At 67.9% G+C, this 24,701-nt stretch carries 18 protein-coding genes; 13 read left to right on the top strand and 5 right to left on the bottom strand.

What is annotated here, in order from left to right; genetic code table 11:
- Positions 1 to 11 precede the first annotated feature (11 nt).
- From PUN51_RS01130 to PUN51_RS01105, 6 genes are all read left to right on the top strand, one after another.
- Complete coding sequence (locus tag PUN51_RS01130; RefSeq protein ID WP_275179622.1) at positions 12 to 1,595, top strand: NAD(P)H-hydrate epimerase; 1,584 nt, start codon at positions 12 to 14, stop codon at positions 1,593 to 1,595.
- Positions 1,596 to 1,664: 69 nt separating this feature from the next.
- Positions 1,665 to 3,923: a glycogen debranching protein GlgX gene (glgX, locus tag PUN51_RS01125; RefSeq protein WP_275179621.1), complete on the top strand. Its 2,259-nt coding sequence runs from the start codon at positions 1,665 to 1,667 to the stop codon at positions 3,921 to 3,923.
- A complete protein-coding gene (gene treY, locus PUN51_RS01120) occupies positions 3,920 to 6,247 on the top strand; it encodes a malto-oligosyltrehalose synthase (protein ID WP_275179620.1) in 2,328 nt (775 codons plus the stop codon). The genes glgX and treY overlap by 4 nt, the downstream gene beginning before the upstream one ends.
- Entirely contained in the window at positions 6,244 to 8,034 is a 1,791-nt protein-coding gene (treZ, locus tag PUN51_RS01115; RefSeq protein ID WP_275179619.1) for a malto-oligosyltrehalose trehalohydrolase, read from the top strand. The genes treY and treZ overlap by 4 nt, the downstream gene beginning before the upstream one ends.
- The gene (mgrA, locus tag PUN51_RS01110; RefSeq protein WP_275179618.1) at positions 8,031 to 9,071 is read left to right on the top strand and encodes an L-glyceraldehyde 3-phosphate reductase; all 1,041 of its coding nucleotides are present in this window, start codon (positions 8,031 to 8,033) and stop codon (positions 9,069 to 9,071) included. The genes treZ and mgrA overlap by 4 nt, the downstream gene beginning before the upstream one ends.
- A gap of 162 nt (positions 9,072 to 9,233) precedes the next feature.
- Positions 9,234 to 10,319 carry an inositol-3-phosphate synthase gene (locus tag PUN51_RS01105; RefSeq protein ID WP_141159814.1) on the top strand — a complete coding sequence of 362 codons (1,086 nt, stop codon included), beginning with the start codon at positions 9,234 to 9,236 and terminating at the stop codon, positions 10,317 to 10,319.
- Positions 10,320 to 10,589: 270 nt separating this feature from the next.
- Here the strand turns inward: PUN51_RS01105 and PUN51_RS01100 are convergent, their stop codons facing one another.
- From PUN51_RS01100 to PUN51_RS01085, 4 genes are all read right to left on the bottom strand, one after another.
- Positions 10,590 to 11,444 carry an endonuclease domain-containing protein gene (locus PUN51_RS01100; protein ID WP_308209013.1) on the bottom strand — a complete coding sequence of 285 codons (855 nt, stop codon included), beginning with the start codon at positions 11,442 to 11,444 and terminating at the stop codon, positions 10,590 to 10,592.
- A gap of 257 nt (positions 11,445 to 11,701) precedes the next feature.
- Positions 11,702 to 13,378, bottom strand: a complete 1,677-nt coding sequence (locus tag PUN51_RS01095) for a formate--tetrahydrofolate ligase (protein ID WP_275179616.1) — start codon at positions 13,376 to 13,378, stop codon at positions 11,702 to 11,704.
- Positions 13,379 to 13,495: 117 nt separating this feature from the next.
- Positions 13,496 to 14,761 (bottom strand): D-inositol-3-phosphate glycosyltransferase, encoded by a 1,266-nt coding sequence (mshA, locus tag PUN51_RS01090; RefSeq protein ID WP_224026622.1) that lies wholly within the window; start codon positions 14,759 to 14,761, stop codon positions 13,496 to 13,498.
- A gap of 76 nt (positions 14,762 to 14,837) precedes the next feature.
- Complete coding sequence (locus PUN51_RS01085) at positions 14,838 to 16,250, bottom strand: family 4 glycosyl hydrolase (RefSeq protein ID WP_275179615.1); 1,413 nt, start codon at positions 16,248 to 16,250, stop codon at positions 14,838 to 14,840.
- 91 nt (positions 16,251 to 16,341) lie between these two features.
- On the opposite strand from PUN51_RS01085, the gene PUN51_RS01080 reads away from it, so the two are divergent.
- Genes PUN51_RS01080 through tsaD form a run of 6 tightly spaced genes read left to right on the top strand, consistent with a single transcriptional unit; the run spans position 16,342 to position 21,577 of the window.
- A complete protein-coding gene (locus tag PUN51_RS01080) occupies positions 16,342 to 17,433 on the top strand; it encodes a carbohydrate kinase family protein (protein WP_275179614.1) in 1,092 nt (363 codons plus the stop codon).
- A 56-nt stretch (positions 17,434 to 17,489) separates the two neighbouring features.
- Entirely contained in the window at positions 17,490 to 18,725 is a 1,236-nt protein-coding gene (gene alr, locus PUN51_RS01075) for an alanine racemase (RefSeq protein WP_275179613.1), read from the top strand.
- Complete coding sequence (tsaE, locus tag PUN51_RS01070) at positions 18,722 to 19,309, top strand: tRNA (adenosine(37)-N6)-threonylcarbamoyltransferase complex ATPase subunit type 1 TsaE (protein ID WP_275179612.1); 588 nt, start codon at positions 18,722 to 18,724, stop codon at positions 19,307 to 19,309. The genes alr and tsaE overlap by 4 nt, the downstream gene beginning before the upstream one ends.
- Positions 19,303 to 19,974 carry a tRNA (adenosine(37)-N6)-threonylcarbamoyltransferase complex dimerization subunit type 1 TsaB gene (gene tsaB / locus PUN51_RS01065; protein ID WP_275179611.1) on the top strand — a complete coding sequence of 224 codons (672 nt, stop codon included), beginning with the start codon at positions 19,303 to 19,305 and terminating at the stop codon, positions 19,972 to 19,974. Before tsaE ends, tsaB begins: the two co-directional genes overlap by 7 nt.
- Positions 19,975 to 20,018: 44 nt before the next feature.
- A complete protein-coding gene (gene rimI / locus PUN51_RS01060; protein WP_275179960.1) occupies positions 20,019 to 20,489 on the top strand; it encodes a ribosomal protein S18-alanine N-acetyltransferase in 471 nt (156 codons plus the stop codon).
- Entirely contained in the window at positions 20,486 to 21,577 is a 1,092-nt protein-coding gene (tsaD, locus tag PUN51_RS01055; RefSeq protein ID WP_275179610.1) for a tRNA (adenosine(37)-N6)-threonylcarbamoyltransferase complex transferase subunit TsaD, read from the top strand. The genes rimI and tsaD overlap by 4 nt, the downstream gene beginning before the upstream one ends.
- A gap of 85 nt (positions 21,578 to 21,662) precedes the next feature.
- Here the strand turns inward: tsaD and PUN51_RS01050 are convergent, their stop codons facing one another.
- Complete coding sequence (locus PUN51_RS01050; RefSeq protein WP_159631420.1) at positions 21,663 to 22,814, bottom strand: glutamate--cysteine ligase; 1,152 nt, start codon at positions 22,812 to 22,814, stop codon at positions 21,663 to 21,665.
- Between the two features lie 374 nt (positions 22,815 to 23,188).
- Between PUN51_RS01050 and PUN51_RS01045 the strand changes: the two genes are divergently transcribed.
- A complete protein-coding gene (locus PUN51_RS01045) occupies positions 23,189 to 24,646 on the top strand; it encodes a glycoside hydrolase family 3 N-terminal domain-containing protein (RefSeq protein WP_275179959.1) in 1,458 nt (485 codons plus the stop codon).
- The last annotated feature ends 55 nt before the right edge of the window (positions 24,647 to 24,701 follow it).

Genomic DNA, 24,701 nt, shown 5'->3' with positions numbered 1-24,701 from the left:
GCCTCCGCCGCATGATCAGCGCCTACACCGGAACGCAGGTCCGGGCCGCCGAGGAACCCCTCCTGGCTGCCGGCCAGGGGGACGTGCTCATGCGGCGCGCCGCGCACGGGCTGGCCGGCGCCGTCGTCAATGAACTCAAGTCCCACGGCAGCCGCCTGAACGGCTCGCGCGTGGTGGTGCTGGCAGGCAAGGGCAACAACGGCGGCGATGGCCTGTTCGCCGGCGCCTTCCTGGCCGCCCGTGGAATGCGTACGACGGCGGTGCTCACCGGGGATGCGGCCCATCCGGCCGGACTGGCCGCCTTCGAGCGCGCCGGCGGCCGGGTGCAGCGGCTCTCCGAAGAAGCACTGCCCGGACTGTCCGCCGAAGCCGCCCGCGCCGACGTCGTGATCGATGCGGTGCTGGGGACCGGCGCCAAGGGCGGGCTGCGGGGGAATGCCGCGGACCTGGTCGAGGCTCTCGCCGGCGCACACCGTCGCGGACTTGTGGTGGCCTGCGACCTTCCCAGCGGCGTGGACGCGGACACCGGCGAGGCCACCAATCCGGTCCTGCCGGCCGACCTGACCGTCACGTTCGGGGGAGCGAAGAACGGACTGCTGGCCGACCCCGGCGCCGACTTCGCCGGCCGCGTGGTGGTTGTGCCCATCGGGATTGAGGAGCACCTGCCGGAACCATCCCTGCGCCGGCTCGAGGACGCCGACTTGGCCCGACTCCTGCCGCACCCCGCCCGGCGCGCCCAGAAGTACTCCCGCGGCGTCCTGGGCGTAGTGGCCGGATCCGAGGACTACCCCGGCGCTGCGGTCCTCGCCTGCCGGGGAGCACTGGCAGCAGGAGTGGGCATGGTCCGGTACCTCGGTCCGCCGTCCGTGGCCAACCTGGTTCGCCAGTCCTGTCCCGAAGTTGTCTGCAGCACCGGAACCGTTGCAGAGAACCGCGTGCAGGCCTGGCTGGTGGGCTCCGGGATGGGCCCGCACGACCATGAACAGCTGACCCGCGCCCGGGACGCCATTGCATCGGACCTTCCGGTGGTGGCCGATGCCGGCGCGCTGCCCGCCCTGCCTGCCATGCTCGCGCCGCACGTGGTGCTGACCCCGCACGCCGGTGAGTTGGCATCCCTGTTCCAGCGCCTGGGCCACGGGGAGGATAGGGAAGCCGTGGAAGCAGGCACGCTTGCCGCAGTCCGCCAGGCGGCTGTTCGCACAGGGGCCACCGTCCTGCTCAAGGGCGCCACCACGCTCGTGGCCGCACCCTGGGGCACCACCTTCAGCCAGGCGGACGGCACGCCCTGGCTCGCCACCGCCGGCAGCGGGGACGTCCTGGCCGGCGTCATCGGTGCGTTGCTCGCCCAGGCCGGGCCCGACGTCGGGCGCTTCAGCGAGGTGGGCATCAAAGGGGACAGCCGCTGGGCTGCCATTGCCGCGCTGGGTGCCGCGTTGCACGGCCGGGCCGGGAGGGCTGCGTCGGAGGCGGCGTCCGGCGGGCCGATCGCCGCTGGCGGAATTGCAGATGCCCTACCCGAAACCTGGGGTAAAGTCAGCATGCTTAGTAACTATGAAGCCTGGAAACGTAATAGTCACAGCCAACCACTACGGTAGGCATTAGTTCGCACCAGCAGCAGGGGCGTTCCAATGCCGTCTGCTGCTGACCAAATAATGAGGAGCACGATGGAAGTCTGGCCTGGAACTGCCTACCCGCTGGGAGCTACCTTTGACGGCACCGGCACCAATTTCGCCCTGTTCAGCGAACGGGCGGAGCGGGTCGAACTCTGCCTCCTGGCCGATGACTTGACCGAAACCAAGATCGAGCTGACCGAAGTGGACGGCTATGTGTGGCACTGCTACCTGCCCCACATCCAGCCCGGCCAGAAGTACGGCTACCGGGTGCACGGGCCGTACGACCCCGCCGCCGGCAACCGCTTCAACCCGAACAAGCTGCTGATGGACCCCTACGCCAAGGCCATTCAGGGCCAGATCGACTGGGACCCCGCGCTGTTCTCCTACGAATTCGGCGACCCCGACTCCCGCAACGACGCCGATTCCGCGCCGCACACCATGCACGGCGTGGTCATCAACCCGTTCTTCGAATGGGACGGCGACCGCCAGCTGAAGATCCCGTACCACGAATCGGTGATTTACGAAGCCCACGTCAAGGGCCTCACCGAGCTCCACCCTGAGATCCCCGAAGAGCAGCGCGGCACCTACGCTGGCGTTTCCCACCCCGCGGTCATCGACCACATGAAGAAGCTCGGCGTCACCGCCATTGAGCTCATGCCCGTGCACCAGTTCGTCAACGACGGCACCTTGGAAGAGAAGGGCCTCAACAACTACTGGGGCTACAACACCATCGGCTTCTTCGCCCCGCAGAACACCTACAGCTCCACGGGCGATGTGGGACACCAGGTCCAGGAATTCAAGGCCATGGTCCGCGACCTGCACCGCGCCGGCATCGAAGTGATCCTCGACGTCGTCTACAACCACACGGCCGAAGGCAACCACCTGGGCCCCACGCTGTCCTTCAAGGGCATCGACAACCAGGCCTACTACCGCCTGGTGGACAACGACCTCAAGCACTACATGGACTACACCGGCACCGGCAACTCGCTGAACGTGCGCCACCCGCACTCCCTGCAGCTGCTCATGGATTCCCTCCGCTACTGGGTCACCGAGATGCACGTGGATGGCTTCCGCTTCGACCTCGCCTCCACCCTGGCCCGCGAGTTCTACGACGTGGATAAGCTCTCCACCTTCTTCGAACTCATCCAGCAGGACCCGGTAGTTTCCCAGGTCAAACTGATCGCCGAGCCGTGGGACGTTGGCCCCGGCGGCTACCAGGTGGGCAACTTCCCGCCGCAGTGGACCGAATGGAACGGCAAGTACCGCGACACCGTCCGTGACTTCTGGCGCGGCGAACCCTCCACCCTGGGCGAGTTCGCGTCCCGCCTGACCGGCTCCGCGGACCTGTACGAAAGCTCCGCCCGGCGCCCGGTGGCCTCCATCAACTTCGTCACCGCCCACGACGGCTTCACCATGCGGGACCTGGTCTCCTACAACGAGAAGCACAACGAGGCCAACGGCGAAGGCAACAACGACGGCGAATCCCACAACCGTTCCTGGAACTGCGGCGTGGAGGGGGACACCGACGACGAGAAGGTGCTGACCCTGCGTGCCCGGCAGCAGCGGAACTTCATCGCCACGCTGCTGCTCTCCCAAGGGGTCCCCATGCTGCTCCACGGCGACGAGCTGGGCCGGACGCAGCAGGGCAACAACAACACCTACTGCCAGGACTCCGAGCTCAGCTGGGTGCACTGGGAAGCCATGGACCAGCCGCTGGTGGAGTTCACGGCCTTCGTGAACAAGCTCCGCCACGACCACCCGACCTTCCGCCGCAGCCGCTTCTTCGACGGCCGCCCCGTACGCCGTGGCGAAGGCGAGAAGCTGCCGGACATCGTCTGGCTCAAGACCGACGGCACCGAAATGCTGCCGGAGGACTGGGGGAGCGGCTTTGGCCGGACCATCGGCGTGTTCTACAACGGCGACGGCATCCAGGAACAGGACTCACGCGGCCGCCGGATCACAGACGACAGCTTCCTCATGGCCTTCAACGCCCACGATGATGAGGTGGACTTCTGCGTTCCGTCCGACGAGTACTCGCAGTACTGGGAAGTCCTGATTGACACTGCCGCCCAGGCCGACGCCTACGAACCGCTCAAGGCCGGTGCCACTTTGACGCTGGACGCGAAGTCCATGGTGGTCCTGCGCGCCTACTCCGGCCCCGAAGCCGAAGTGGATACGTCCGCGGCAGCGTCCCTGGCCTCCATGGCCGAGCACGAGGAGGCCCAGGAGGAGATGGCGGAGGCCCAGACCAAGGCCGCGGAAGCGAGCGAGGCGAGGGCAACGGGCGCTGCCAAGAAAGCCAAAGCATGAGGACTCCGGTCTCCACATACCGTTTGCAGATCCGCAGCAGCTTCACCTTGTTCGACGCCGCCGACAAGGTTCCGTACCTGAAGGACCTCGGCGTGGACTGGGTGTACCTGTCGCCCATCCTCACCGCGGAGAAGGGCTCGGACCACGGCTACGACGTGACCGACCCTTCCGCGGTGGACCCGGACCGCGGTGGCCCGGAAGGCCTGCTGGCCCTCTCCAAGGCTGCGCGCGAGCACGGAATGGGCGTCCTGGTGGACATCGTGCCCAACCACGTGGGCGTTGCCACCCCGGCGCAGAACCCGTGGTGGTGGTCCCTGCTCAAGGAAGGCCGCGGGTCGCCGTACGCTGAAGCGTTCGACGTCGACTGGGACCTTGGCGGCGGAAAGGTACGGCTGCCGATGCTGGGCTCGGACTCCGACCTGGACAAACTCGAGGTCAAGGACGGTGAACTGCGCTACTACGACCACCGGTTCCCGCTGGCCGAGGGCACGTACAGCGAGGGTGACTCCCCGCAGGACGTCCACAGCCGCCAGCACTACCAGCTCATGGACTGGCGCCGGGCCGATGCCGAGCTGAACTACCGGCGCTTCTTTGCGGTCACCACCCTCGCCGGCATCCGGGTGGAAGAGCCGTCGGTCTTCGAGAAGGCCCACGCCGAGGTGGGCCGGTGGTTCACCGAAAGCCTGGTGGATGGGCTCCGCGTGGACCACCCGGACGGTCTGGCTGACCCCGCCGGCTACCTCCGCTGGCTCAAGGACCTCAGCGGCGGCGCGTACGTCCTGGTGGAGAAGATCCTCGAACCGGGCGAAGTGCTGCCGCAGGACTTTGCCTGCGAAGGGACCACCGGCTACGACGCCCTGGCGGACGTGGACCGGGTCCTCGTGGACCCTGCCGGGCAGCAGGCCCTGGATGCCCTTGACGCATCCCTGCGGGGAACGTCCGGGCCCGCCGATTACGCGGAGATGATCCGCGGCACCAAGCGCATGATCGCCGACGGCATCCTGCGCTCCGAGGTGCTGCGCCTTGCCCGGCTGGTCCCCGAGTCCCACGGCATCACCGTGGACCAGGCGGCCGACGCCATTGCCGAGATCATCGCGTCCTTCCCGGTCTACCGGTCCTACCTGCCGGTGGGAGCGGACGTCCTCAAGGAAGCCTGCGAGTCCGCCGCGGCGCACCGGCCGGACCTGGAAGTGGCGGTGGGAACCCTCCTGCCGTTGCTGCTGGACCCCGCCAATCCCATCGCCGTCCGCTTCCAGCAGACCTCCGGCATGGTCATGGCCAAGGGCGTGGAAGATACCGCGTTCTACCGCTACACACGCCTGGGCACGCTGACCGAGGTGGGTGCCGAGCCCACCGAGTTCGCTGTGGCGCCCGAGGAATTCCACCGGCGGATGCAGCGGCGCGAGCAGGAGTTGCCGCTGTCCATGACCACCCTGTCCACCCACGACACCAAGCGCAGCGAGGATGCCCGGGCGCGGATCTCGGTTATCGCCGAACTGCCGCAGGAATGGGCGGAAACACTGGAGACGCTCCGCGGACTGGCGCCGATTCCGGACGGTCCGTACGAGAACCTGCTGTGGCAGGCAATCGTTGGTGCGTGGCCGGCAAGCCGGGAGCGGCTGCAGGGCTATGCGGAAAAGGCGGCCAGGGAGGCCGGCAACTCCACTAAGTGGACCGAGCCCAACGAGGATTTCGAGGCCAAGGTCAAGGCTGCCGTAGATGCGGTCTTCGACGACGCCACGGTGGCCAAGGTGGTTGTGGACTTCGTGGCCCGCATCGACGCCTACTCGGCTACCAACTCGGTGTCCGCCAAGCTGGTCCAGCTGACCATGCCGGGCGTGCCGGACGTCTACCAGGGCAGTGAGTACTGGGAACGGTCACTCACGGACCCGGACAACCGCCGCCCCGTAGACTTCGCCGCACGGCAGGCAGAGCTGGCAAAGCTCGACGCCGGCGCCTTGCCGGACGCGGGCACAGAGGCCAGCAAACTGCTGGTCACCTCGCGGGCACTGCGCCTGCGCCGCGACCGTCCGGAATTGTTCCAGGGCTACACTCCGGTGTCGGCCACCGGCGCGGCGGCCGGGCACCTGCTCGCGTTCACCCGCGGAACCGATGCGACCCCCGGTGCGCTGACGCTTGCCACCCGGCTCCCCGCCGGACTGGAGGCTGCCGGCGGGTGGCGGGACACCGCCGTCGACCTTTCCACTGCCATGCGTGACGAACTGACCGGAGCCAGCTTCGGCCCGGGCCAGGTTTCGGTGGCAGAGGTGCTGGGTACCTACCCCGTGGCCCTGCTGGTACCTGTGGATGGAGAAAAGGCATGACCCTGGTCAACGTAGGACCCGAGCGTTTCGATGTGTGGGCCCCGGACGTTTCCTCGGTGGTTTTGCTGGCCGACGGCCGGCAATATCCCATGCGGAAGAAGGATACGGCGCCTGGCTCCGAAGGGTGGTGGACTGCCCCTGACGCCCCTGCCGACGGGGACGTGGACTACGGCTACCTGCTGGACGGCGACGCCACCCCTGTTCCGGACCCCCGGTCCCGCCGGATCCCTTCCGGCGTGCATGAACAGTCCCGGACCTACGATCCCGCCGCCTACGCGTGGCGGGATTCCGGCTGGCGCGGCAAGGACCTGCAGGGTGCCGTCATTTACGAACTGCACGTGGGCACCTTCACCCCTGAAGGCACCCTCGACGCCGCCGTGGAGAAGCTGGGCTACCTGGCGGACCTGGGCATCGACTTCTTGGAACTGCTGCCGGTCAACGGCTTCAACGGCACCCACAACTGGGGCTACGACGGCGTCCAGTGGTACGCCGTGCACGAAGGCTACGGCGGTCCTGCTGCCTACCAGCGGTTCGTTGACGCTGCGCACGCTGCAGGACTGGGCGTCATCCAGGACGTGGTGTACAACCACTTGGGACCCAGCGGCAACTACCTCCCCAAGTTCGGCCCGTACCTGAAACAGGGCGACGCCAACACCTGGGGCGACTCGGTGAACCTGGACGGGCCCGGCTCGGACGTTGTCCGCGAATACATCCTGGACAACGCAGCCCTGTGGCTTCGCGACTACCACGTGGACGGGCTCCGCCTGGACGCCGTGCACGCGCTGCGGGACGAGCGGGCCGTGCACATCCTGGAGGACCTCGGGGCCCTCGGCGACGCCATTTCAGCCGAAACCGGGCTGCCCAAGACCCTCATCGCGGAATCGGACCTCAACAACCCGCGCCTGATCTACCCCCGTGACGCCAACGGGTACGGCCTGGCCGGCCAGTGGAGCGACGACTTCCACCACGCCGTCCACGTCAACGTCAGCGGCGAAACCACCGGCTACTACTCGGACTTCGACTCCCTGGCCGTGCTGGCCAAGGTCCTCAAGGACGGGTTCCTCCACGACGGCAGCTATTCCAGCTTCCGCGGCCGGCACCACGGACGCCCCATCAACGGCTCGCTGGTGCACCCCGCGGCGCTGGTGGTCTGCAACCAGAACCACGACCAAATCGGCAACCGGGCCACGGGGGACAGGCTCTCCCAGTCACTGTCCTACGGGCAGCTTGCCGTCGCCGCAGTTCTCACGCTGACCTCGCCGTTCACGCCCATGCTGTTCATGGGCGAGGAATACGGGGCCTCCACCCCGTGGCAGTTCTTCACCTCGCACCCCGAACCGGAGCTCGGAAAGGCCACCGCGGAAGGGCGCATCAGGGAATTCGAGCGCATGGGGTGGGATCCCGCCGTCGTGCCCGATCCCCAGGATCCGGAAACCTTCCGCCGGTCCAAGCTGGACTGGGCCGAGGCTTCGACCGGCGACCATGCGCGGCTCCTGGACCTGTACCGGTCCTTGACGGCGCTGCGCCGCTCCCATCCGGATCTGGCCGGGCCTGGCTTTGACGGGACAGACGTTTCGTTCGACGACGACGCGGGCTGGCTGCGCTTCCGGCGCGGCCCCGTTGAGGTGCTGGTGAACTTCTCCGACTCAAAGGTCCGGCTTGACGGCGCCTCCGGCAGCGTCCTGCTGGCTACGGACGACGGGACCGGCCTGGACGGCGGGGCCCTCGCCATGGCGCCCTGGAGTGCCGCGATCATCGCAACCCAACAGGAAGGACAGAACGCATGACCTATTCAGCAGCGGACAACCGCTATGAAACCATGCCCTACCGCCGGGTGGGCCGCAGCGGGCTCAAGCTCCCGGCCATCTCCCTGGGCCTGTGGCACAATTTCGGCGACGACAAGCGCTTCGAGGAACAGCGGGACATCCTCCGCCGCGCCTTCGACCTGGGCGTCAACCACTTCGACCTCGCGAATAACTACGGTCCTCCGGACGGATCCGCGGAAACGAACTTCGGCCGGCACCTGCGGGACGACTTCAGGCCATACCGTGACGAGCTGGTCATCTCCACCAAGGCCGGCTACTACATGTGGCCCGGCCCGTACGGAGAATGGGGCTCCCGCAAGTACCTGATCTCCAGCCTGGACCAGTCGTTGCAGCGGATGGGCCTGGACTACGTGGACATCTTCTACAGCCACCGCCCGGACCCCGAGACGCCCATGGAGGAAACTATGGGCGCCCTGGACTACGCTGTCCGGTCCGGCAAGGCATTGTACGCGGGAATCTCCTCCTACACCCCCGAACAAACCCTCGAGGCCGCCCGGATCCTCAAGGAACTCGGCACGCCGCTGCTGATCCACCAGCCCAGCTACTCCATGCTCAACCGCTGGACCGAGGACGGCTCGCCCAACCTGTACGAGGTGCTGGACCAGGTGGGCGCCGGGTCCATCGCCTTCTCGCCCCTGGCGCAGGGGATGCTCACGGACCGCTACCTCCACGGCATCCCGGAAGACTCCCGGGCAGCCAAGGCACGCTTCCTCTCCGAGGACTCCATCACGGAGGAGAAGCTGGACCGGGTCCGGGGACTGCGGAAGATCGCCGAGGGCCGCGGGCAGTCCCTGGCCCAGATGGCCATTGCCTGGATCCTGCGGGACCAGCCGAAGGGGTCACCCGTCACATCGGCACTGGTTGGTGCCTCAAGTGTGCGGCAGCTGGAGGACACTTTGTCCGCCATCAACAACCTCAACTTCACTGATGAGGAGCTCACGGCGATCGATGAATTCGCCGTGGAATCGGACATCAACCTCTGGAAGCAGAACGCCTAAGGAGCTTGTTTTCATTACACAGCGGGACCGGCGGAACAACTGCCGGTCCCGCTGTGTTGGGTAGTATGAAAAGGCGCCGCGCGGCGCCAAGCCAGCCGGCCGCCGTCGTCCATTCCTCGGAGGCCAACCAGGCCGGCTGACGTTTGTCCCCAAAGGAGTTCTGTGTCTTCACATCCCATTCGTGTTGCAATCGTTGGCGTGGGCAACTGCGCCGCCTCGCTGGTGCAGGGCGTCCACTACTACAAGGATGCCGACCCGGCAGAAACCATCCCGGGCCTGATGCACGTTGAGTTCGGCCAGTACCACGTGGGCGACGTCGAGTTCGTCGCCGCGTTCGATGTTGACGGCAAGAAGGTCGGCGTTGACCTTTCCGATGCCATCCTGGCCAGCGAAAACAACACCATCAAGATCGCCGACGTTCCGCCGACGGGTGTCACGGTCCAGCGCGGCCACACCCTGGACGGCTTGGGCAAGTACTACCTCGAGACCATCGAGCAGTCCACCGAAGAGCCCGTGGACGTGGTCCAGGCCCTCAAGGACGCCAAGGCTGACGTCCTGGTCTGCTACCTGCCCGTCGGTTCCCAGCAGGCTGCCGAGTTCTACGCCCAGGCTGCGATCGACGCCGGCGTAGCGTTCGTCAACGCCCTGCCCGTCTTCATTGCCGGCACCAAGGAATGGGCTGACAAGTTCACCGCCGCCGGTGTTCCGATCGTCGGCGACGACATCAAGAGCCAGATCGGTGCCACCATCACGCACCGCGTCATGGCCAAGCTGTTCGAAGACCGCGGCGTCACCCTGGACCGCACGTACCAGCTGAACGTCGGCGGCAACATGGACTTCAAGAACATGCTGGAGCGTGACCGCCTGGAGTCCAAGAAGATCTCCAAGACCCAGGCCGTGACCTCCAACGTGGAAGCCGAGCTGGCTGCCAAGGACGTACACATCGGCCCGTCCGATTACGTTCAGTGGCTTGATGACCGCAAGTGGGCGTTCGTGCGCCTTGAAGGCCGGAACTTCGGCGACGCCCCGGTGTCCCTGGAGTACAAGCTGGAGGTCTGGGATTCGCCGAACTCCGCCGGCGTGATCATCGATGCGATCCGTGCCGCCAAGATCGGCCTGGACCGCGGCATCGGTGGCCCGCTGCTCTCGGCGTCCAGCTACTTCATGAAGTCCCCGCCGGAGCAGTTCAACGACGACCTCGCCCGCGAGAAGGTCGAAGCATTCATCCGTGGCGACCTGGAGCGCTAAACCGTCTTTTCCCGGTGCCCGGACGCTCCCTCACCCTTACCGGGTGGGGGAGCGTCCTGCGTTAACACGCGCCATCACTTCCGGCCGGCTTTTCCGGGACGCCCCATCACTTTTTGCCGGCTTTTCCGGGACGCCCCATCACTTTTTGCCGGCTTTTCCGGGACGCGCCATCACTTCCGACGTATTCTCCCGAAACGCGCCATCACTATTTGTCCCCTGAGGAGCGTAAACCCCGCGGCCGCGTTTTTGGAGGCGGTGGTGGTGTTTTGGTCACCCGTTTCCGGCAAAACCGGCCGAGTAGGAATGGTCAATCCACGCCGTGCGAAGGTGCCGTTTGATTGCCGCTACAGCTCGTTGAAAACCGTCCGTGGCATCGTCCTTGGTGAATACCAGAACCGTCCACCCAGCTGACTCGAAGGCCTTGTCGCGCCGTCGATCACTCAGTCGCTGAGCCTCAAGAAGATGGTGACCGCCGTCGTACTGGACTGCAAGGCGCCGGTGACGGTAGCCCAGGTCGGCAGTAGGGGAAGCTGCGTCATTCGGTCGAAGTGCGATTTGCAGGTCAGGTTCTGGCAGGTTCGCGTCAAGCATGGCCAGCCGCAGCATCGATTCCGGTGCCGAATCAGCGCCGACCCGCATCAGCTCCAAAGCTTCCCGGGCACGCACGACCCCCTGAAGATTAGGGTGCCGGCTGACCAAAGCGCTGAGACCCTCCAACGTGTCGAAGGGCTGCGACCTGGCCTCAAACTCCGCTCGAGGGATGCGAATGATTTGGTCTCCAAGGCAGACCAGCTCAGCCAGCGACAGCCGCCGGGCCAAGTCGAGCCAGGTTCGGGAACGGGTACTGATGCGGATACCGTCGACAGTTTCGATTTCGTCGGCACTGGCTATGACCTTATGGGCAACCACACCTTTCCGGCGCACCTGCGGTAATTGCTTCGGTTTGCTCATATGCAGTTCAGTTGAATCCGACAGCCACGCGGGGAGCAATTGACAGTGCAAACGTGCAGCTGTGACGTGTGAAATCCACGCGCCTGGCGAAACTTCGGAGAGGACCCGTGCCGCGGCTTCCAACTCGAAGCTCCAAGTCGACGGGCGGTACAACCGCCTGCTGACGTGGACCACGTCATCCTTCCGCAGCCGCTTCGCTGACACACCGGCAGTCACCGCCGAGTCGTATGTGAACGGGGAGCTTGCCAGGGTCGACGGTAGGTCAGCGCGCTTATGCATGCTGGCATTCTGGCGTAGAAGGCTAGACCACTGCAGGAGTTATCCACAGGAACAGGCCTGGATGGTTCCACGGTGATCGGGCGTTGCTGGATTGGGGGCTGAAGGTGATCGGGCGTTGGTGGATTGGGGGCGGAAGGTGATGGGGCGTTGGGCTAGGTGAGGCCCACGGGGTTGCCGTCCGCGTCGACGTCCATGCGCAGCGCAGCCGGGACGGCCGGGAGGCCGGGCATCGTCATGACAGCTCCGGTAAGGGCAACGATGAAGCCCGCACCGGTCTTGGGCAGCAGGTCGCGGACGTGGATGGTGAACCCCTTGGGGGCGCCCAGACGGGAGGCATCGTCAGTGAACGAGTACTGGGTTTTGGCCATGCACACGGGCATCGAACCCCACCCATTCCGCTCGATGTCGGCAAGCCGCTTCAGCGCCGGCACGGAGAAGTCCACGCCGTCGGCTCCGTAAATCTCCTGGGCGATGGTGCGGATCTTGTCCTCCACGGACAGCTCCAGGGGATACAGGTGGCGGAAACTGCTGGGCGCCTCCACCGCCTGCGCAACGAGGGCCGCGAGTTCGTCACCGCCGTCGCCCCCGCCGCCCCGGCCCCACACGTCGGCGACGGCGGCGCGCACGCCCTCGGCTGCGCACCACTTCAGCAGCCAGTCGAGTTCCTCCGGCGCATCGGAGGAGAACTTGTTGATGGCCACCACGGGGGTGACGCCGAACTTCTTCACGTTGTGCACGTGCCGCCGCAGGTTAACCACCCCGGCCTCCAGGGCAGCGACATCCGGGCGGGCCAGCTGGTCCTTGGCCACCCCGCCCTGCATCTTCAGGGCGCGCACCGTTGCCACCACCACGACGGCGGACGGGGCCAGGCCGCCGTACCGCGCCTTGATGTCCATGAACTTTTCGGCGCCAAGGTCAGCCCCGAAGCCAGCTTCGGTCACCACGATGTCCGCCAGCCGCCGGGCGGTCTGCGTGGCAATGAGCGAATTGCAGCCGTGGGCGATATTGGCGAAGGGACCGCCGTGGACCAGTGCGGGGGTGCCGGCGATGGTCTGCACCAGGTTGGGCTTGACCGCCTCCTTCAGGAGCAGCGTCAAGGCTCCCTCCACGCCGAGGTCCGCCACCGTCACCGGTGCCCGGTCATAGGTGTAGCCGAACGTGATCCGGCCCAGCCGTGAGCGGAGGTCCGCCAGGTCCGTGGCGAGGCAGAAGACAGCCATGATCTCGGAAGCCACGGTGATGTCGAACCCGTCCTGCCGCGGCACGCCCTGCGTCGGTCCGCCCAGTCCGATGACCACCTCCCGCAGGGAGCGGTCGTTCATGTCCAGGACGCGTTTGAACGTCATCCTGCGCGGATCGATGTTCAGCGCATTGCCTTGGTAGATATGGTTGTCCACCAGTGCCATCAGGGCGTTGTTGGCCGACGTGATCGCATGGAAATCGCCGGTGAAGTGCAGGTTGATCTCGTCCATGGGCAGCACCTGCGAGTAGCCGCCGCCGGTGGCTCCGCCCTTCATGCCGAGCACCGGGCCCAGGGACGGTTCCCGCAGGGCGATCATCACCTTGTGGCCGGCGCGGGCCAGCGAATCCGCCAGCCCCACAGTGGTGGTGGACTTGCCCTCGCCGGCCGGGGTGGGCGACATGGCCGAGACCAGCACCACTTTGCCGTGCGGAGCCGGGGCCGCAAGCCGGGCGGGATCGATCTTGGCCTTGTACCGTCCGTACTGTTCCAGTGCATCGGCATTGATCCCGGCTGCAGCCGCGATTTCCCCGATGGGGCGGATGCGGGCGGCGCGGGCTATTTCCAGATCAGAGGGGAGAGCAGACATCCTTGTCCTTTCCTGCGCTGTCTTTCCTGCACCGGCCGGCGCCGGAGACCTGCCCCTAAGCTAACAGCACCCGGCTCCAACGGCACCCCATACCAGCAACGCACAAGCCAACGACCGTCAGGAAGCCGGCACCACCGGGGCCAGGCGCCGCCCCACAAAGTTGTCGACGGCGGCATGGTAGCTTTCCAGTGTGATGGCAGCAGTGCGCTGCCAGCCGGAGTTCTGGGCACGGATGGCGGCAGCGCGGCCCAGGTCCTCGCGGGTGACAGGGTCGTCATACAGGGCCTCCAGGGCATCGGCCCAGTCGGCAGCATGGTGGCCGTCCACCAGGAGTCCGGTCCGGCCGTGGAAGATGGCGCGGGACAGCCCGCCAACCCGGGTAGCCACCACGGGGGTCCCGCAGGCCTGGGCCTCGAGTGCCACGAGCCCGAAGGATTCGCTGAAGGAGGGCATCACCACGACGTCGGCCGCACGGAACCAGGACGCCAGCTCAGGTGCCTTCACCGGCGGAAGCTGCGTGACGACGTCGTCCATTCCCGCCTCTGCCACCAGGCAGCGGAGGTTGAACTCCTTGTTGCCGCTCAAAGCGCCCAGGATGGTGACGCGCAGGTCGATGTCCGGGCGGCGTTTCCGCAGCAGCGCCGCGGCCTTGACCAGGACCTGGGGGCCTTTCAGGCGCTGGATGCGGCCGGCGAACACCAGATGGAACGTGTCGGGGCTGACGCCGTGCTCCGCCCTGGAGCGTGCCCGGAACGCGGGGGTGAACGTGGCCAGGTCCACGCCGGGCGGCGCGATGTCGATGCGGTCGTAGGTGGCGCCGTAGTGGGACACGAGTTCGGCGGCCTCGGAGCTGGTGTTGGCGATGAGCCTGGCAGCGCCGTCCACGATGCGGTGCTCGCCCAGTTCGCGGCGCCGGGGCTCGGGTTGCTCACCGGATTCCAGCAGCAGGTTCTTGACCTTGGCCATGGTGTGCATGGTGTGCACCAGCGGCACACCCCACAGTTCGGACAGCTCCAGCCCGGCGATCCCGGACACCCAGTAGTGGGAGTGGATGACGTCATACCGGCCGTGCGGCTGGCGGCGGCGGATCTGTTCGATTTCCGCGACCATGGCGTGCAGCAGCCCGGGAAGTTCCTCTTTGGGGACCTTCCTGGGCGGCCCGGCCAGGACGTTGTGCACGCACACGCCGGGGTCGGGATGCTCGACAGCGGGCTGGTCGGCTGAGGTGGCCCGCGTGAAGATCTCCACCTCCACGCCTGCCTCGGCCAGTGCCGAGGCCAGCTCGCGGATATAGACGTTCATTCCGCCGGCATCCCCGCACCCGGGCTGTTCCATGGGGGAGGTGTGGAGGGAAAGCAAAGCGACCCTGCGGATCAGTGCCACGGGACCTCCTTCCGGCCGCCGGCGCGTGTCAGGGGAGCCGGCTCAGTGCGCATCCGATAAAACATTACTCCTTCCCCTAACGCCCACCGCCCTCCCACATCTTCCCCAGGTCCGGAAACGCCCGCTCATAACCGGCCATCAGCTTCGCGGCCAGGTCCGCCGAATCCACGAGCGGGTGCCGGGCGAAGGCCTTGACGCCGGCATCCCGGTTGCCGGTGCCCGCGGCCAGGACAACGAGCCGTTCCACCTCCTTGACCTGCCGGAGCAGGCCCAGCTGCGGTTCCGCCGGCTTCTCCTGGGGCAGCGGGACGGCTCCGGCCGGGGTGACGGTGCAGGGGACCTCGACGACGGCGTCCGCCGGCAGGCCGGGAATGGCGGGTTGGGGAGGGGCAGGGGCAGCGCCGGTGGGCCCCGGTGCCCGGGCCGCCGGCACTGCGTTGACCGTGTTGAGGATCAGCTGCGTATCGCCGCCGCCGGCCAGTGCCTGCATGGCCGCCAGCGCCACCCGTTCGTAGCCACCGCCGGCCAGGTCCTCCTCGTTCCGGCGCTCGCCGTCGTGCCGGGCCTCCGCCAGGTACCCCTCTTCGCGGGAACGCCGCGCCGCCTCCCACAACCGGTATGCGTCCGGGCCCGCGGCAGCCAGCTGCGGGTACAGCTCCCGCTGCTGGCTATGGATGGTCTCCCCGCGGGTGCGTGCCATGGCCTGCATTGCCTGCCGGGCGGCCTGGCCCTGGTAGTAGTAATACAGGTACTCGTTGGGAAGCAGGCCCAGCCCGGCAAGGAACGGCTGCGGGAACAACCGGCCTTCCTCGAAGGACCGCAGCGCCGCGGCGTCCGCCAGCAGGCCCGGCAGCATGTCCCGTCCGCCGGACTCCAGCCGGTACAGCCAGCCCAGGTGGTTCAGCCCGTAGTAGCCCACGCCGTCGAGCCGTCCCTCCGGCAGCGGGACACCCGCAGCCCATGCCGCCCGGTGCACCAGCCCTCCCGCGGAGTCGCAGATCCCGATCACCCGGTTCCCCAGGACAGGGCGCACGGCCTCGGTGACTATTCCGGCCGGATTGGTGAAGTTGACCAGCCATGCGTCCGGGCAATGCCTGCGCATCAGCCGGGCAAGGCCCACCATGTGCGGGATGGTCCGCAAAGCGTAGGAAATACCGCCGGCCCCGGTGGTCTCCTGGCCCAGCAGCCCGAGGTCCTGCGCCACTTCTTCATCCGCGACGCGGCCTGCGGTGCCGCCGGGCCGGATCGCAGCGAAGACCATGGAGGTGCCGGACAGCGCTGCGGAAAGATCTGTGGTGGCATGCACCGGAAGGTGCGCACCCTGGCCTGCCGGCATGCTGCGCAGCACGGCGGTGACGGCGTCAAGGCGTGCGGGATCGACGTCGTGCAGCACCAGCTCCGTGACCAGCCCGGAAAAGGGCCCGGACACCAACGCCCGGTAGATGAGCGGCACCCTGAAACCCCCGCCGCCGGCAATCAGAAGCCGCATGCATGCAGTCTAGGACCAGCCTCCGACACCGTGTCCATACCGTGTCCAAAGCCCCTACCGGAGCACTGCCGCGCGGCGTATCCTGCGCACTATGGACGCGATGCCAGCCCGCCCCTTCGATCCGCTGGCTGGCGTCCGCTCGCCGGGGGAACCCGGATTCGACCTCCTGTTGGCCGGGACCGTTTTCCAGGACATCATCTTCACCGGCCTCCCGCACGGGCCCGAACCCGGCACGGAAATCTGGAGTGACGGCATGGGCAGCTGCCCCGGCGGGGTGGCCAACCAGGCCATCGCCGCCGCGCGGCTGGGCCTGCGCACCGGCCTGGCGGCGGCGTTCGGGGACGACGGCTACGGCGACTTCAACTGGAAGATCCTCTCCGGCCAGGAACATGTGGACCTCAGCCTCTCCCGCCGCGTCCCGGGCTGGCACTCCCCGGTGACCGTGTCCCTCTGCGTGGACCAGGACCGCTCCATGGTCACGCACGGGCATTCAGCGCCGGTGACCAACTCCGAGCTGATCGGGAGCCCGCCCAAGGCGCTTGCCGGCATCGCGGAGGTGGGCATGGAAATTGAACCGTGGGTCCGGGCCGCCCATGGGGCCGGGGTGCGTTTGTTTGGGGATGTGGGGTGGGATCCCAGCGGGGAGTGGGCGCCGGTGCGGCTTGAAAACCTGCAGTACTTTTACGCCTTCCTGCCCAACCAGCGCGAGGCCATGGCGTTCACCGGTAAGGACAATCCGTGGAGTGCGCTCTACGCTCTGGCGGACCGCGTACCGGTGGCCGTGGTGACCCTGGGAGCGCAGGGGGCCATGGCCGTTGATTCGGAAACCGGGGAGGAGGAGTGGGTCCCGTCGCTTCCGGTCAAGGCACACGACCCCACCGGAGCCGGTGACTGCTTCGACGCAGCGTTCATCGTGGGCACCCTGGCCGGATGGCCGCTGGGGGACAGGCTCCGGTTTGCCAACCTGTGCGCCTCCCTGGCCGTGCAGGAGGTTGGCGGATCCCTGGCCGCCCCTGGCTGGGGGGACATCGCCGACTGGTGGAAACGCGCCAACGCCCGCCCGGAACGGCAAATGAGCCAATGGCTGCGGCGCTTCGGATTCCTCGCGGACATCATCGAGGACGTGCCGCTGGCGGCGCAGCGCCGGGCGGCGGCCACCATCGCGCACCTGTCGGACGCCTGAGGGGTGCCGGACGCCCCGATTATTCGGCGCGAAGTGCCCGCACTAGAATCAGTTAGGTGACCTACCCCGCAACAACCGGTGAATTCAGCGCTGCCCCCGGGCCGGACCCCCGCAATGAGCGGTCCGCCGTGATCGACCTGGAGGCCATCCGGCACAACGTCCGCCGGCTCGCCGGCGCTGCTTCCCCCGCGAATGTCATGGCCGTGGTCAAGGCCGACGCGTACGGACACGGCGCGGTTCCCGTGGCCCGTGCGGCCCTGCAGGCCGGCGCGTCCTGGCTGGGCGTGGCGCACATTTCCGAGGCCCTCGCGCTCCGCGCCGCCGGCATCGACGCGCCCCTCCTCGCCTGGCTGCACACCACCGACAGCAACTTCGGCGCCGCCGTGGCTGCCGGCGTCGACATCGGCTGCTCGGGCTGGGAGCTGGAACGCATCGTGGCTGCCGCCCGCGAACAGGAACGTCCCGCACGGATCCACCTCAAGGTGGACACCGGGCTGGGCCGCAACGGCGCAACCCCCGAGGCCTGGGACCGCCTGGTGGGGGAGGCCGTGGAGTACCAGGACCAGGGCCTGCTGCGCGTGGTGGGCATCTTCTCGCACCTGGCCGTGGCCGATGAGCCGGAGCGGCCCGAGACGGACCAGCAGGTGGCCGCATTCCGGGAGGCCCTGGCCATCGCCGAGGACGCGGGCGTGGACCCTGAGGTCCGGCACCTTGCCAACACCCCCGCCACCCTTTCCCGGCCCGACACCCACTTCGACATGGTCCGTGTGGGCCTGGGCATCTACGGGCTTTCGCCGTTCGACGGGCAGACCTCCGCCGAGCTCGGCCTCCGCCCCGCCATGACGCTGCGCACCCTGGTGTCGCAGTGCAAAGAGGTGCCCGAGGGGCAGGGCGTCTCCTACGGGCTGCATTACCGCACCAGGACGGCGAGCACCCTGGCGCTGATTCCGCTGGGCTATGCCGACGGCGTCCCGCGCGTCGCCACCGGCGGCCCCGTCCGCGTGGCCGGGAAGACGTACCCCGTAGTGGGGCGGATCGCCATGGACCAGATGGTCATCGACCTGGGTCCGGAGGCCTCCGGTGCCGCGTTGCAGGGGGCGGAGGCGGAGCTGTTCGGTAACGGGGCCGACGGCGGACCCACGGTTGACGAGTGGGCGCGCGCCGCCGGGACCATCAATTACGAGGTGGTGACCAGGATCAGTCCCCGTGTTCCCCGCCGCTTCATCAACGAAGACGAGCGCGCGGAAGCCGGCAATAACGTGGTGGGCGTCCCCGGCAAGGGAGCGGCATGAGCACGCCCGGAGACCTGCCCGCCAACTGGGAAAAGACCTTCACGGCGACGACGGCGGAACAGACGCACGGTTTCGGCGCCCGCCTGGCGGAGGTGTTGCGGGCCGGGGACCTGCTGGTGCTGTCCGGCGAGCTGGGTGCCGGGAAGACCACCTTCACCCAGGGCCTGGGCGAAGGCCTGGGTGTCCGCCCGGGCATCATCTCGCCGACGTTCGTCCTGGTCCGGATCCATCCCAACCTGCCGGACGGCCCGCGTCCGGGCGGCCCGGACCTGGTGCACGTGGACGCCTACCGGCTTGGCTCGGCGGCGGAGATTGACGACATCGACCTCGAAAACACCATGGATTCATCGGTGACGGTGGTCGAGTGGGGACATGAGCGCGTGGAGCACCTGAGCGACAGCCGGCTGGAGATCGACCTGCACCGTGCGATCGGCCTGGGCGGCGCCGCGGCGTCCACCTCCTCAAGCCTGGATTTCGACGCCGAAGACACCGACGAGCCCCGGACCATCGTCATGCGCGGCTACGGTCCCCGCTGGGCGAACTTTCCTGAACTGGCTGGACCCGACGGGGGAGCGGCATGCTGATCCTCGCCATTGACACCTCGGCCGTGGCCAGCGCTGCGCTGGTCACCGATGATGCCCCGGAAAGCGTGCTTGCCAGCTTCGCTACGGAGGACACCCGCAGCCACGCTGAGGTGCTTGCGCCCGGAATCGACGCCATGCTGGAGTCGGCGGGTGTGGCCGGGCAGGACGTGGACGCCCTGGTGGTGGGCGTTGGTCCGGGCCCGTTTACCGGGCTGCGCTCCGGCATTGCCACCGCCCGCACGCTGGCCTTCGTGTGGGGCAAGCCGCTGCATGGCCTGGTGAGCCTGGACGCGATGGCCCTGGAAGTTGCGGAGTCCACCGCAGCCGCTTCCGAGTTCCTGGTGGTGACGGACGCCCGCCGCAAAGAGGTCTACTGGGCCCGGTACAGCCTGGATGACGGCCAGCTGCCCGTGCTGGAGGACGGCCCCCACGTCGGGTTTGCGTCTGCCCTCCCGGACCTGCCTGCGTTCGGCGCCGGCGCGGGACTCTACGGCGACGTGCTCCGGGCCCACCCGGATTTCGCCGGGGAGCAGCCGGACGCCCTGTACTTAGGCCAGTTCGCCCTGGCGCGGCTGGCGGCAGGAGACACCCTGTTGGACTCCACCCCCCTGTACCTGCGGGAATCCGACGCGCAGGTCCCCGGACCACGGAAGCGGGCATTGTGAGCAGCGCCCCGGACCCGCGCGCGGCGGACGTGACCGTCCGCGACATGACGCTGGACGATGTGCCTGCCGTCGGTGCGCTGGAACACAGGCTCTTTCCCATTGACGCGTGGCCCGTCCAGATGTTCCTGGACGAACTCTCCCAGCCGGAGACCCGCCGCTACCTCGTGGCGGAGACCAGCGGCGGGATCGTGGGCTACGCCGGCCTGATGTGCATTGAACCCATCGCGGACGTCCAGACCATCGCCGTCGTCCCTGAGCACGAGGGGCGGGGCATTGGCAGCACCCTGCTCACGCAACTGATCGAGGAGGCCCGGCACCGCGGCGCCGCCGACGTCCTGCTTGAGGTCCGGGCCGACAACCCCCGGGCACAACAGCTCTATGTGCGGTTCGGATTCGAACAGATCCACGTCCGCCCCCGCTATTACCGGGACGGCGTGGATGCCCTCATCATGCGGCTCCAGCTGCCCGCGGCACACCCTGAAGGACACGAAGCAACGGACGCAGGCCAGGTATGAACCGTACGCAGCCCCTGGTACTGGGCATTGAATCATCCTGCGACGAAACCGGCGTCGGCCTGGTCCGCGGAACCACCCTGCTGACCAACACGGTCTCTTCCTCCATGGACGAGCATGTCCGCTTCGGCGGCGTCATCCCTGAGATCGCCTCCCGGGCCCACCTGGACGCCTTTGTTCCCACCCTCGAGCAGGCCCTCGCGGATGCAGGGGTCACCCTGGACGAGGTGGACGCGATCGCCGTCACCTCCGGACCCGGGCTTGCCGGCGCGCTCATGGTCGGGGTGTGCGCTGCCAAGGCGCTCGCCGTGGCCACCGGAAAACCCCTGTTCGCCATCAACCACCTGGTGGCGCATGTGGGCGTCGGACTGCTGGACGACCGTGGTACCGGCCGCAGGCAGGAGCTGCCGGAGAACCTGGGCGCCCTGCTGGTCTCCGGGGGCCACACCGAAATCCTGCGGATCAACAGCATCACCAGTGACGTGGAGCTCCTGGGCTCCACGATCGACGACGCCGCGGGCGAGGCCTACGACAAGGTGGCCCGCATCCTGGGACTCGGCTACCCCGGCGGACCGGCCATCGACAAGATGGCCCGCTCCGGCAACCCCAAGTCGATCCGCTTCCCCCGAGGCCTGACCCAGCCCAAGTACATGGGCACGGCCGATGAACCCGGCCCGCACCGGTACGACTGGTCCTTCAGCGGCCTGAAGACGGCCGTGGCCCGTTGCGTGGAGCAGTTCGAGGCCCGTGGCGAAGAGATCCCGGTGGCCGACATCGCGGCAGCGTTCCAGGAAGCAGTGGTGGACGTAATCTCCTCCAAGGCGGTCCTGGCCTGCCGCGAGCAGGGCATCAAGGACGTTCTGCTGGGCGGGGGCGTGGCGGCAAACTCCCGCCTGCGTGAACTGACCGGGCAGCGCTGCGCCTTCGCCGGCATCCGCCTGCATGTTCCGCCGCTGGACCTGTGCACGGACAACGGCGCCATGGTGGCCGCGCTCGGCGCCCAGCTGGTGATGGCCGGCACCGACCCCAGTGGCATCGGATTCGCCCCGGACTCCTCGATGCCCGTCACCTCGGTGTCGCTCCCGGCCTGACATCCGGCAAACCCCACGATGCTCCATCAGATATGGCTCCTAAACCGGCGGTTTAGGAGCCATATCTGATGGAGCAAGCAAGGGGTCAGGCGGTGGGGCCGTTCCGCATCTGCTTGACCAGGTCCAGCACCACAGCCTGCAGGTTTCCGCCGTTCTCGGCAGCCACCCGGCGCTGGCGCTGGTACCCGGCGCCGCGGCGGATGATCTTCTCGACGTCGGCAAGCTCGTCGGAGCAGCGCAGCTTGGCGGCAACCGGTTCAAGCCGGTTCAGGGTCTCCAGCAGGTGGTCGGTGACCAGCTGCTCCTTGCCCGCGGCGTCGAGGATGATGATGGCGTCCAGGCCGTACCGGGCGGCGCGCCACTTGTTCTCCTGGACGTGCCACGGCGGCATGGTGGGGATGGTGCCGCCGTTGTCCAGGGTGGTGGAGAACTCGTCCACCAGGCACTGGGTGAGCGCCGCAATGGCCCCCACTTCCTCCAGGGTGGCCAGGCCGTCACAGATCCGCATCTCGATGGTGCCCAGGGCGGGCACCGGCCGGATGTCCCACCGGATTTCCGAGATGGTGTCGATGACGCCCGTGGTGAACATGTCCTGGACGTAGGACTCGTATTCCTCCCAGGACTTGAACTGGAAGGGCAGCCCCGCGGTAGGAAGCTGCTGGAACATCAGGGCCCGCTGCGAGGCGTACCCGGTGTCCTCGCCGCCCCAGAAGGGGCTGGACGCGGAAAGCGCCTGGAAGTGCGGGAAGTAGTTGACCAGGCCGTCCAGGACGGGGAGGGCTTTGTCCCGGCGGTCCAGCCCCACGTGGACATGGACGCCGTAGATGACCATCTGCCGGCCCCACCATTGGGTCCGGTCAATGAGCTTGGCGTAGCGTGCCTTGTCCGTCACCGGCTGCAGCTGCGGAGGGCTGAACGGGTGGCTGCCGGCGCAGAACAGCTCCACGTTCATGGGATCGGTGATTTCACGGACGGCTGCGACGGACCGGCTGAGGTCCTCCTTGGCCTCGGCTGCCGTTTCGCAGATCCCGGTGACCAGTTCCACGGTATTGAGCAGCAGTTCCTGCTTGATGTGCGGATGTTCGTCGTCTTCGTTGAGTTCGGGGTGGCGGGACGCCACGCCGCGGAGCACCTGGTTGGCCACGGAAGCGAGCTCGCCCGTCTTCCCGTCCACCAGTGCCAGCTCCCACTCAACACCGAGGGTGGATTGCCTCGATGACGCGAAGTCGATCTTCACACGTTTCCTTACTGTCCGGTTTGCCGCTGGCTGATGCCGCTCACAGGCTGCAGCCGGCAGGCGAACGGATGGTTCAAGTCTAGTGCAGGGGTAGCATCGTACTGATGGCACCGTTCCCCCTGCGTCACAGTCCTGCCAAATCCTTCCCCCTCCTCCTGGCCCTGTCCGCAATGGCGCTGGCCTCCTGTTCAGCCGCCCCAAGCGCCGCACCGCCCTCATCCTCCGCCCCGCCCGCCGACGCGTCCCCCACCGCATCAGCAAGTACGACGCCGGCGCCTCCTCCGGCTTACCCGTCGCCTGACCCGGGTTCCCGGCCTTTGGGGTGGGGCCCGGAGCAGCGGGACCAGGACGCCGCCGTGGCGGCCGTTGCGGCGATGTCGCCGGAACAGAAAGCCGGGCAGGTCCTGCTCCCGTTCTTCAAGGGCAGCCAGGTAGAGGCCCATGCGGCGCTCATCCAACGCCTCCACCTGGCCGGATCCATCATCATGGGCGACAACGTGCCGCGCGACCCGCAGGGAAAGGTGGACGTGGCCGCCATGGGCGCCGTAAACCAGCGGCTGCAGCAGGCTGTGGCCGCCGACGGACGGCGCTGGCCCGGGATCATGAGCGTGGACCAGGAAGGCGGCGCGGTGGCACGCCTGGGGCCGCCCCTCACCGAGTGGCCCGCTCCCATGAGTTACGGGGCCGCCGGCAACCTGGACCTGACGCGCAAGGCCGGCAAGGGCCTGGCAAGCGAGTTGGTGCCACTGGGCTTCGACCTCGACTTCGCGCCGGACACGGATGTGACCGTCGGTCCTGCAGACCCCACCATCGGGGCGCGTTCCATGTCCGGCGACCCGGCCGCGGCGGCGGCCCAGGGCACCGCCTTCTCCCAGGGCATGCTGGACGCCGGCGTGCTCCCCACCGTCAAGCACTTTCCCGGACACGGCTCGGTGACGGCGGATTCCCACCTCAGCCTCCCCGTCCAGCCGGCAGGCATCGACGTGCTCCGGGGCCGGGACTGGAAACCCTTCGAGGCTGCCGTCGCAGCGGGCCTCCCCGTGGTCATGACCGGGCACATTGCCGTACCCGCGCTGGAACCAGGCGTCCCGGCGTCGCTCTCTGCCCCCAGCTACTCGGCGCTCAGGGGTTTGGGCTTCAAGGGCGTGGCCGTGACGGACGCCCTCAACATGGGCGCCGTTGACAAGCAGTACCCGGCCGGCGCGGCTGCAGTGAAGGCATTGGCCGCCGGTGCCGACCTGCTGCTGATGCCCACGGACGTGGAGCAGACGCACGCCGCCATCGTCCAGGCCCTGGCTGCCGGCACCCTTCCCGCCGCACGCCTGGATGAAGCAGCGCAGCGCGTGGCCACCATGATGATCTGGCATGCCCGGACCACCCCGCCTGCCGGAACAGCGGGCTCAGGTGCGCCGGCCGGAAGCGGGGCCGCCCTGTCCGCCCAGGTCTCGGCGTCGGCCGTTACCGTTGTTTCCGGTCCCTGCAGCGGACCCCTGGTGCCCGGTTCCGTGCGGGTGGCCGGCGGGGGACCGGGGGACCGGGAGCGCTTCGAAGCCGCCGCAGCGCGCGCCGGGCTCACCGTGGGATCAGGCCCGCTGGTCAACCTCATCGGGTTTGGTGGAAAACCGGCCGGTGGGGACATCGCAGTGTCCCTCGACGCTCCGTGGCCGCTCCAGGGGTCCAGCGCGCCGGTGAAGGTGGCCCTCTATGGCCGGACCGACGCCGCCTTCGACGCGCTGGCCGCCGTGCTGGCAGGGAAGGCGCCCGCTCCGGGAAAGCTGCCCGCCGCCGTCGGGCCTTTCCCCGCGGGAACCGGCTGCCCCCGACCCAACTAAGTAGCGCGAACTGTCGTTTTGAGGCGTCAAAACGACACTTGGCGCTACCCAGTTG

The organism is Arthrobacter sp. NQ4 (assembly GCF_029077345.1).
Lineage (GTDB): Bacteria > Actinomycetota > Actinomycetes > Actinomycetales > Micrococcaceae > Arthrobacter.
The sequence above is the reverse complement of the archived record's forward strand: the minus strand, read 5'-3'. Positions and strand labels throughout refer to the sequence as shown.

What these genes read in the sequence shown, in the direction of transcription:
- glgX (WP_275179621.1), top strand. Translation starts at nt 1,665, where the DNA reads ATGGAAGTCTGGCCTGGAACTGCCTACCCGCTGGGAGCTACCTTTGAC.
- treY (WP_275179620.1), top strand. Translation starts at nt 3,920, where the DNA reads ATGAGGACTCCGGTCTCCACATACCGTTTGCAGATCCGCAGCAGCTTC.
- PUN51_RS01085 (WP_275179615.1), bottom strand. Translation starts at nt 16,250, where the DNA reads ATGCGGCTTCTGATTGCCGGCGGCGGGGGTTTCAGGGTGCCGCTCATC.
- PUN51_RS01080 (WP_275179614.1), top strand. Translation starts at nt 16,342, where the DNA reads ATGGACGCGATGCCAGCCCGCCCCTTCGATCCGCTGGCTGGCGTCCGC.
- rimI (WP_275179960.1), top strand. Translation starts at nt 20,019, where the DNA reads ATGACGCTGGACGATGTGCCTGCCGTCGGTGCGCTGGAACACAGGCTC.
- PUN51_RS01130 (WP_275179622.1), top strand. Translation starts at nt 12, where the DNA reads ATGATCAGCGCCTACACCGGAACGCAGGTCCGGGCCGCCGAGGAACCC.
- tsaB (WP_275179611.1), top strand. Translation starts at nt 19,303, where the DNA reads ATGCTGATCCTCGCCATTGACACCTCGGCCGTGGCCAGCGCTGCGCTG.
- tsaD (WP_275179610.1), top strand. Translation starts at nt 20,486, where the DNA reads ATGAACCGTACGCAGCCCCTGGTACTGGGCATTGAATCATCCTGCGAC.
- PUN51_RS01045 (WP_275179959.1), top strand. Translation starts at nt 23,189, where the DNA reads ATGTCGCCGGAACAGAAAGCCGGGCAGGTCCTGCTCCCGTTCTTCAAG.
- PUN51_RS01095 (WP_275179616.1), bottom strand. Translation starts at nt 13,378, where the DNA reads ATGTCTGCTCTCCCCTCTGATCTGGAAATAGCCCGCGCCGCCCGCATC.
- mgrA (WP_275179618.1), top strand. Translation starts at nt 8,031, where the DNA reads ATGACCTATTCAGCAGCGGACAACCGCTATGAAACCATGCCCTACCGC.
- tsaE (WP_275179612.1), top strand. Translation starts at nt 18,722, where the DNA reads ATGAGCACGCCCGGAGACCTGCCCGCCAACTGGGAAAAGACCTTCACG.
- treZ (WP_275179619.1), top strand. Translation starts at nt 6,244, where the DNA reads ATGACCCTGGTCAACGTAGGACCCGAGCGTTTCGATGTGTGGGCCCCG.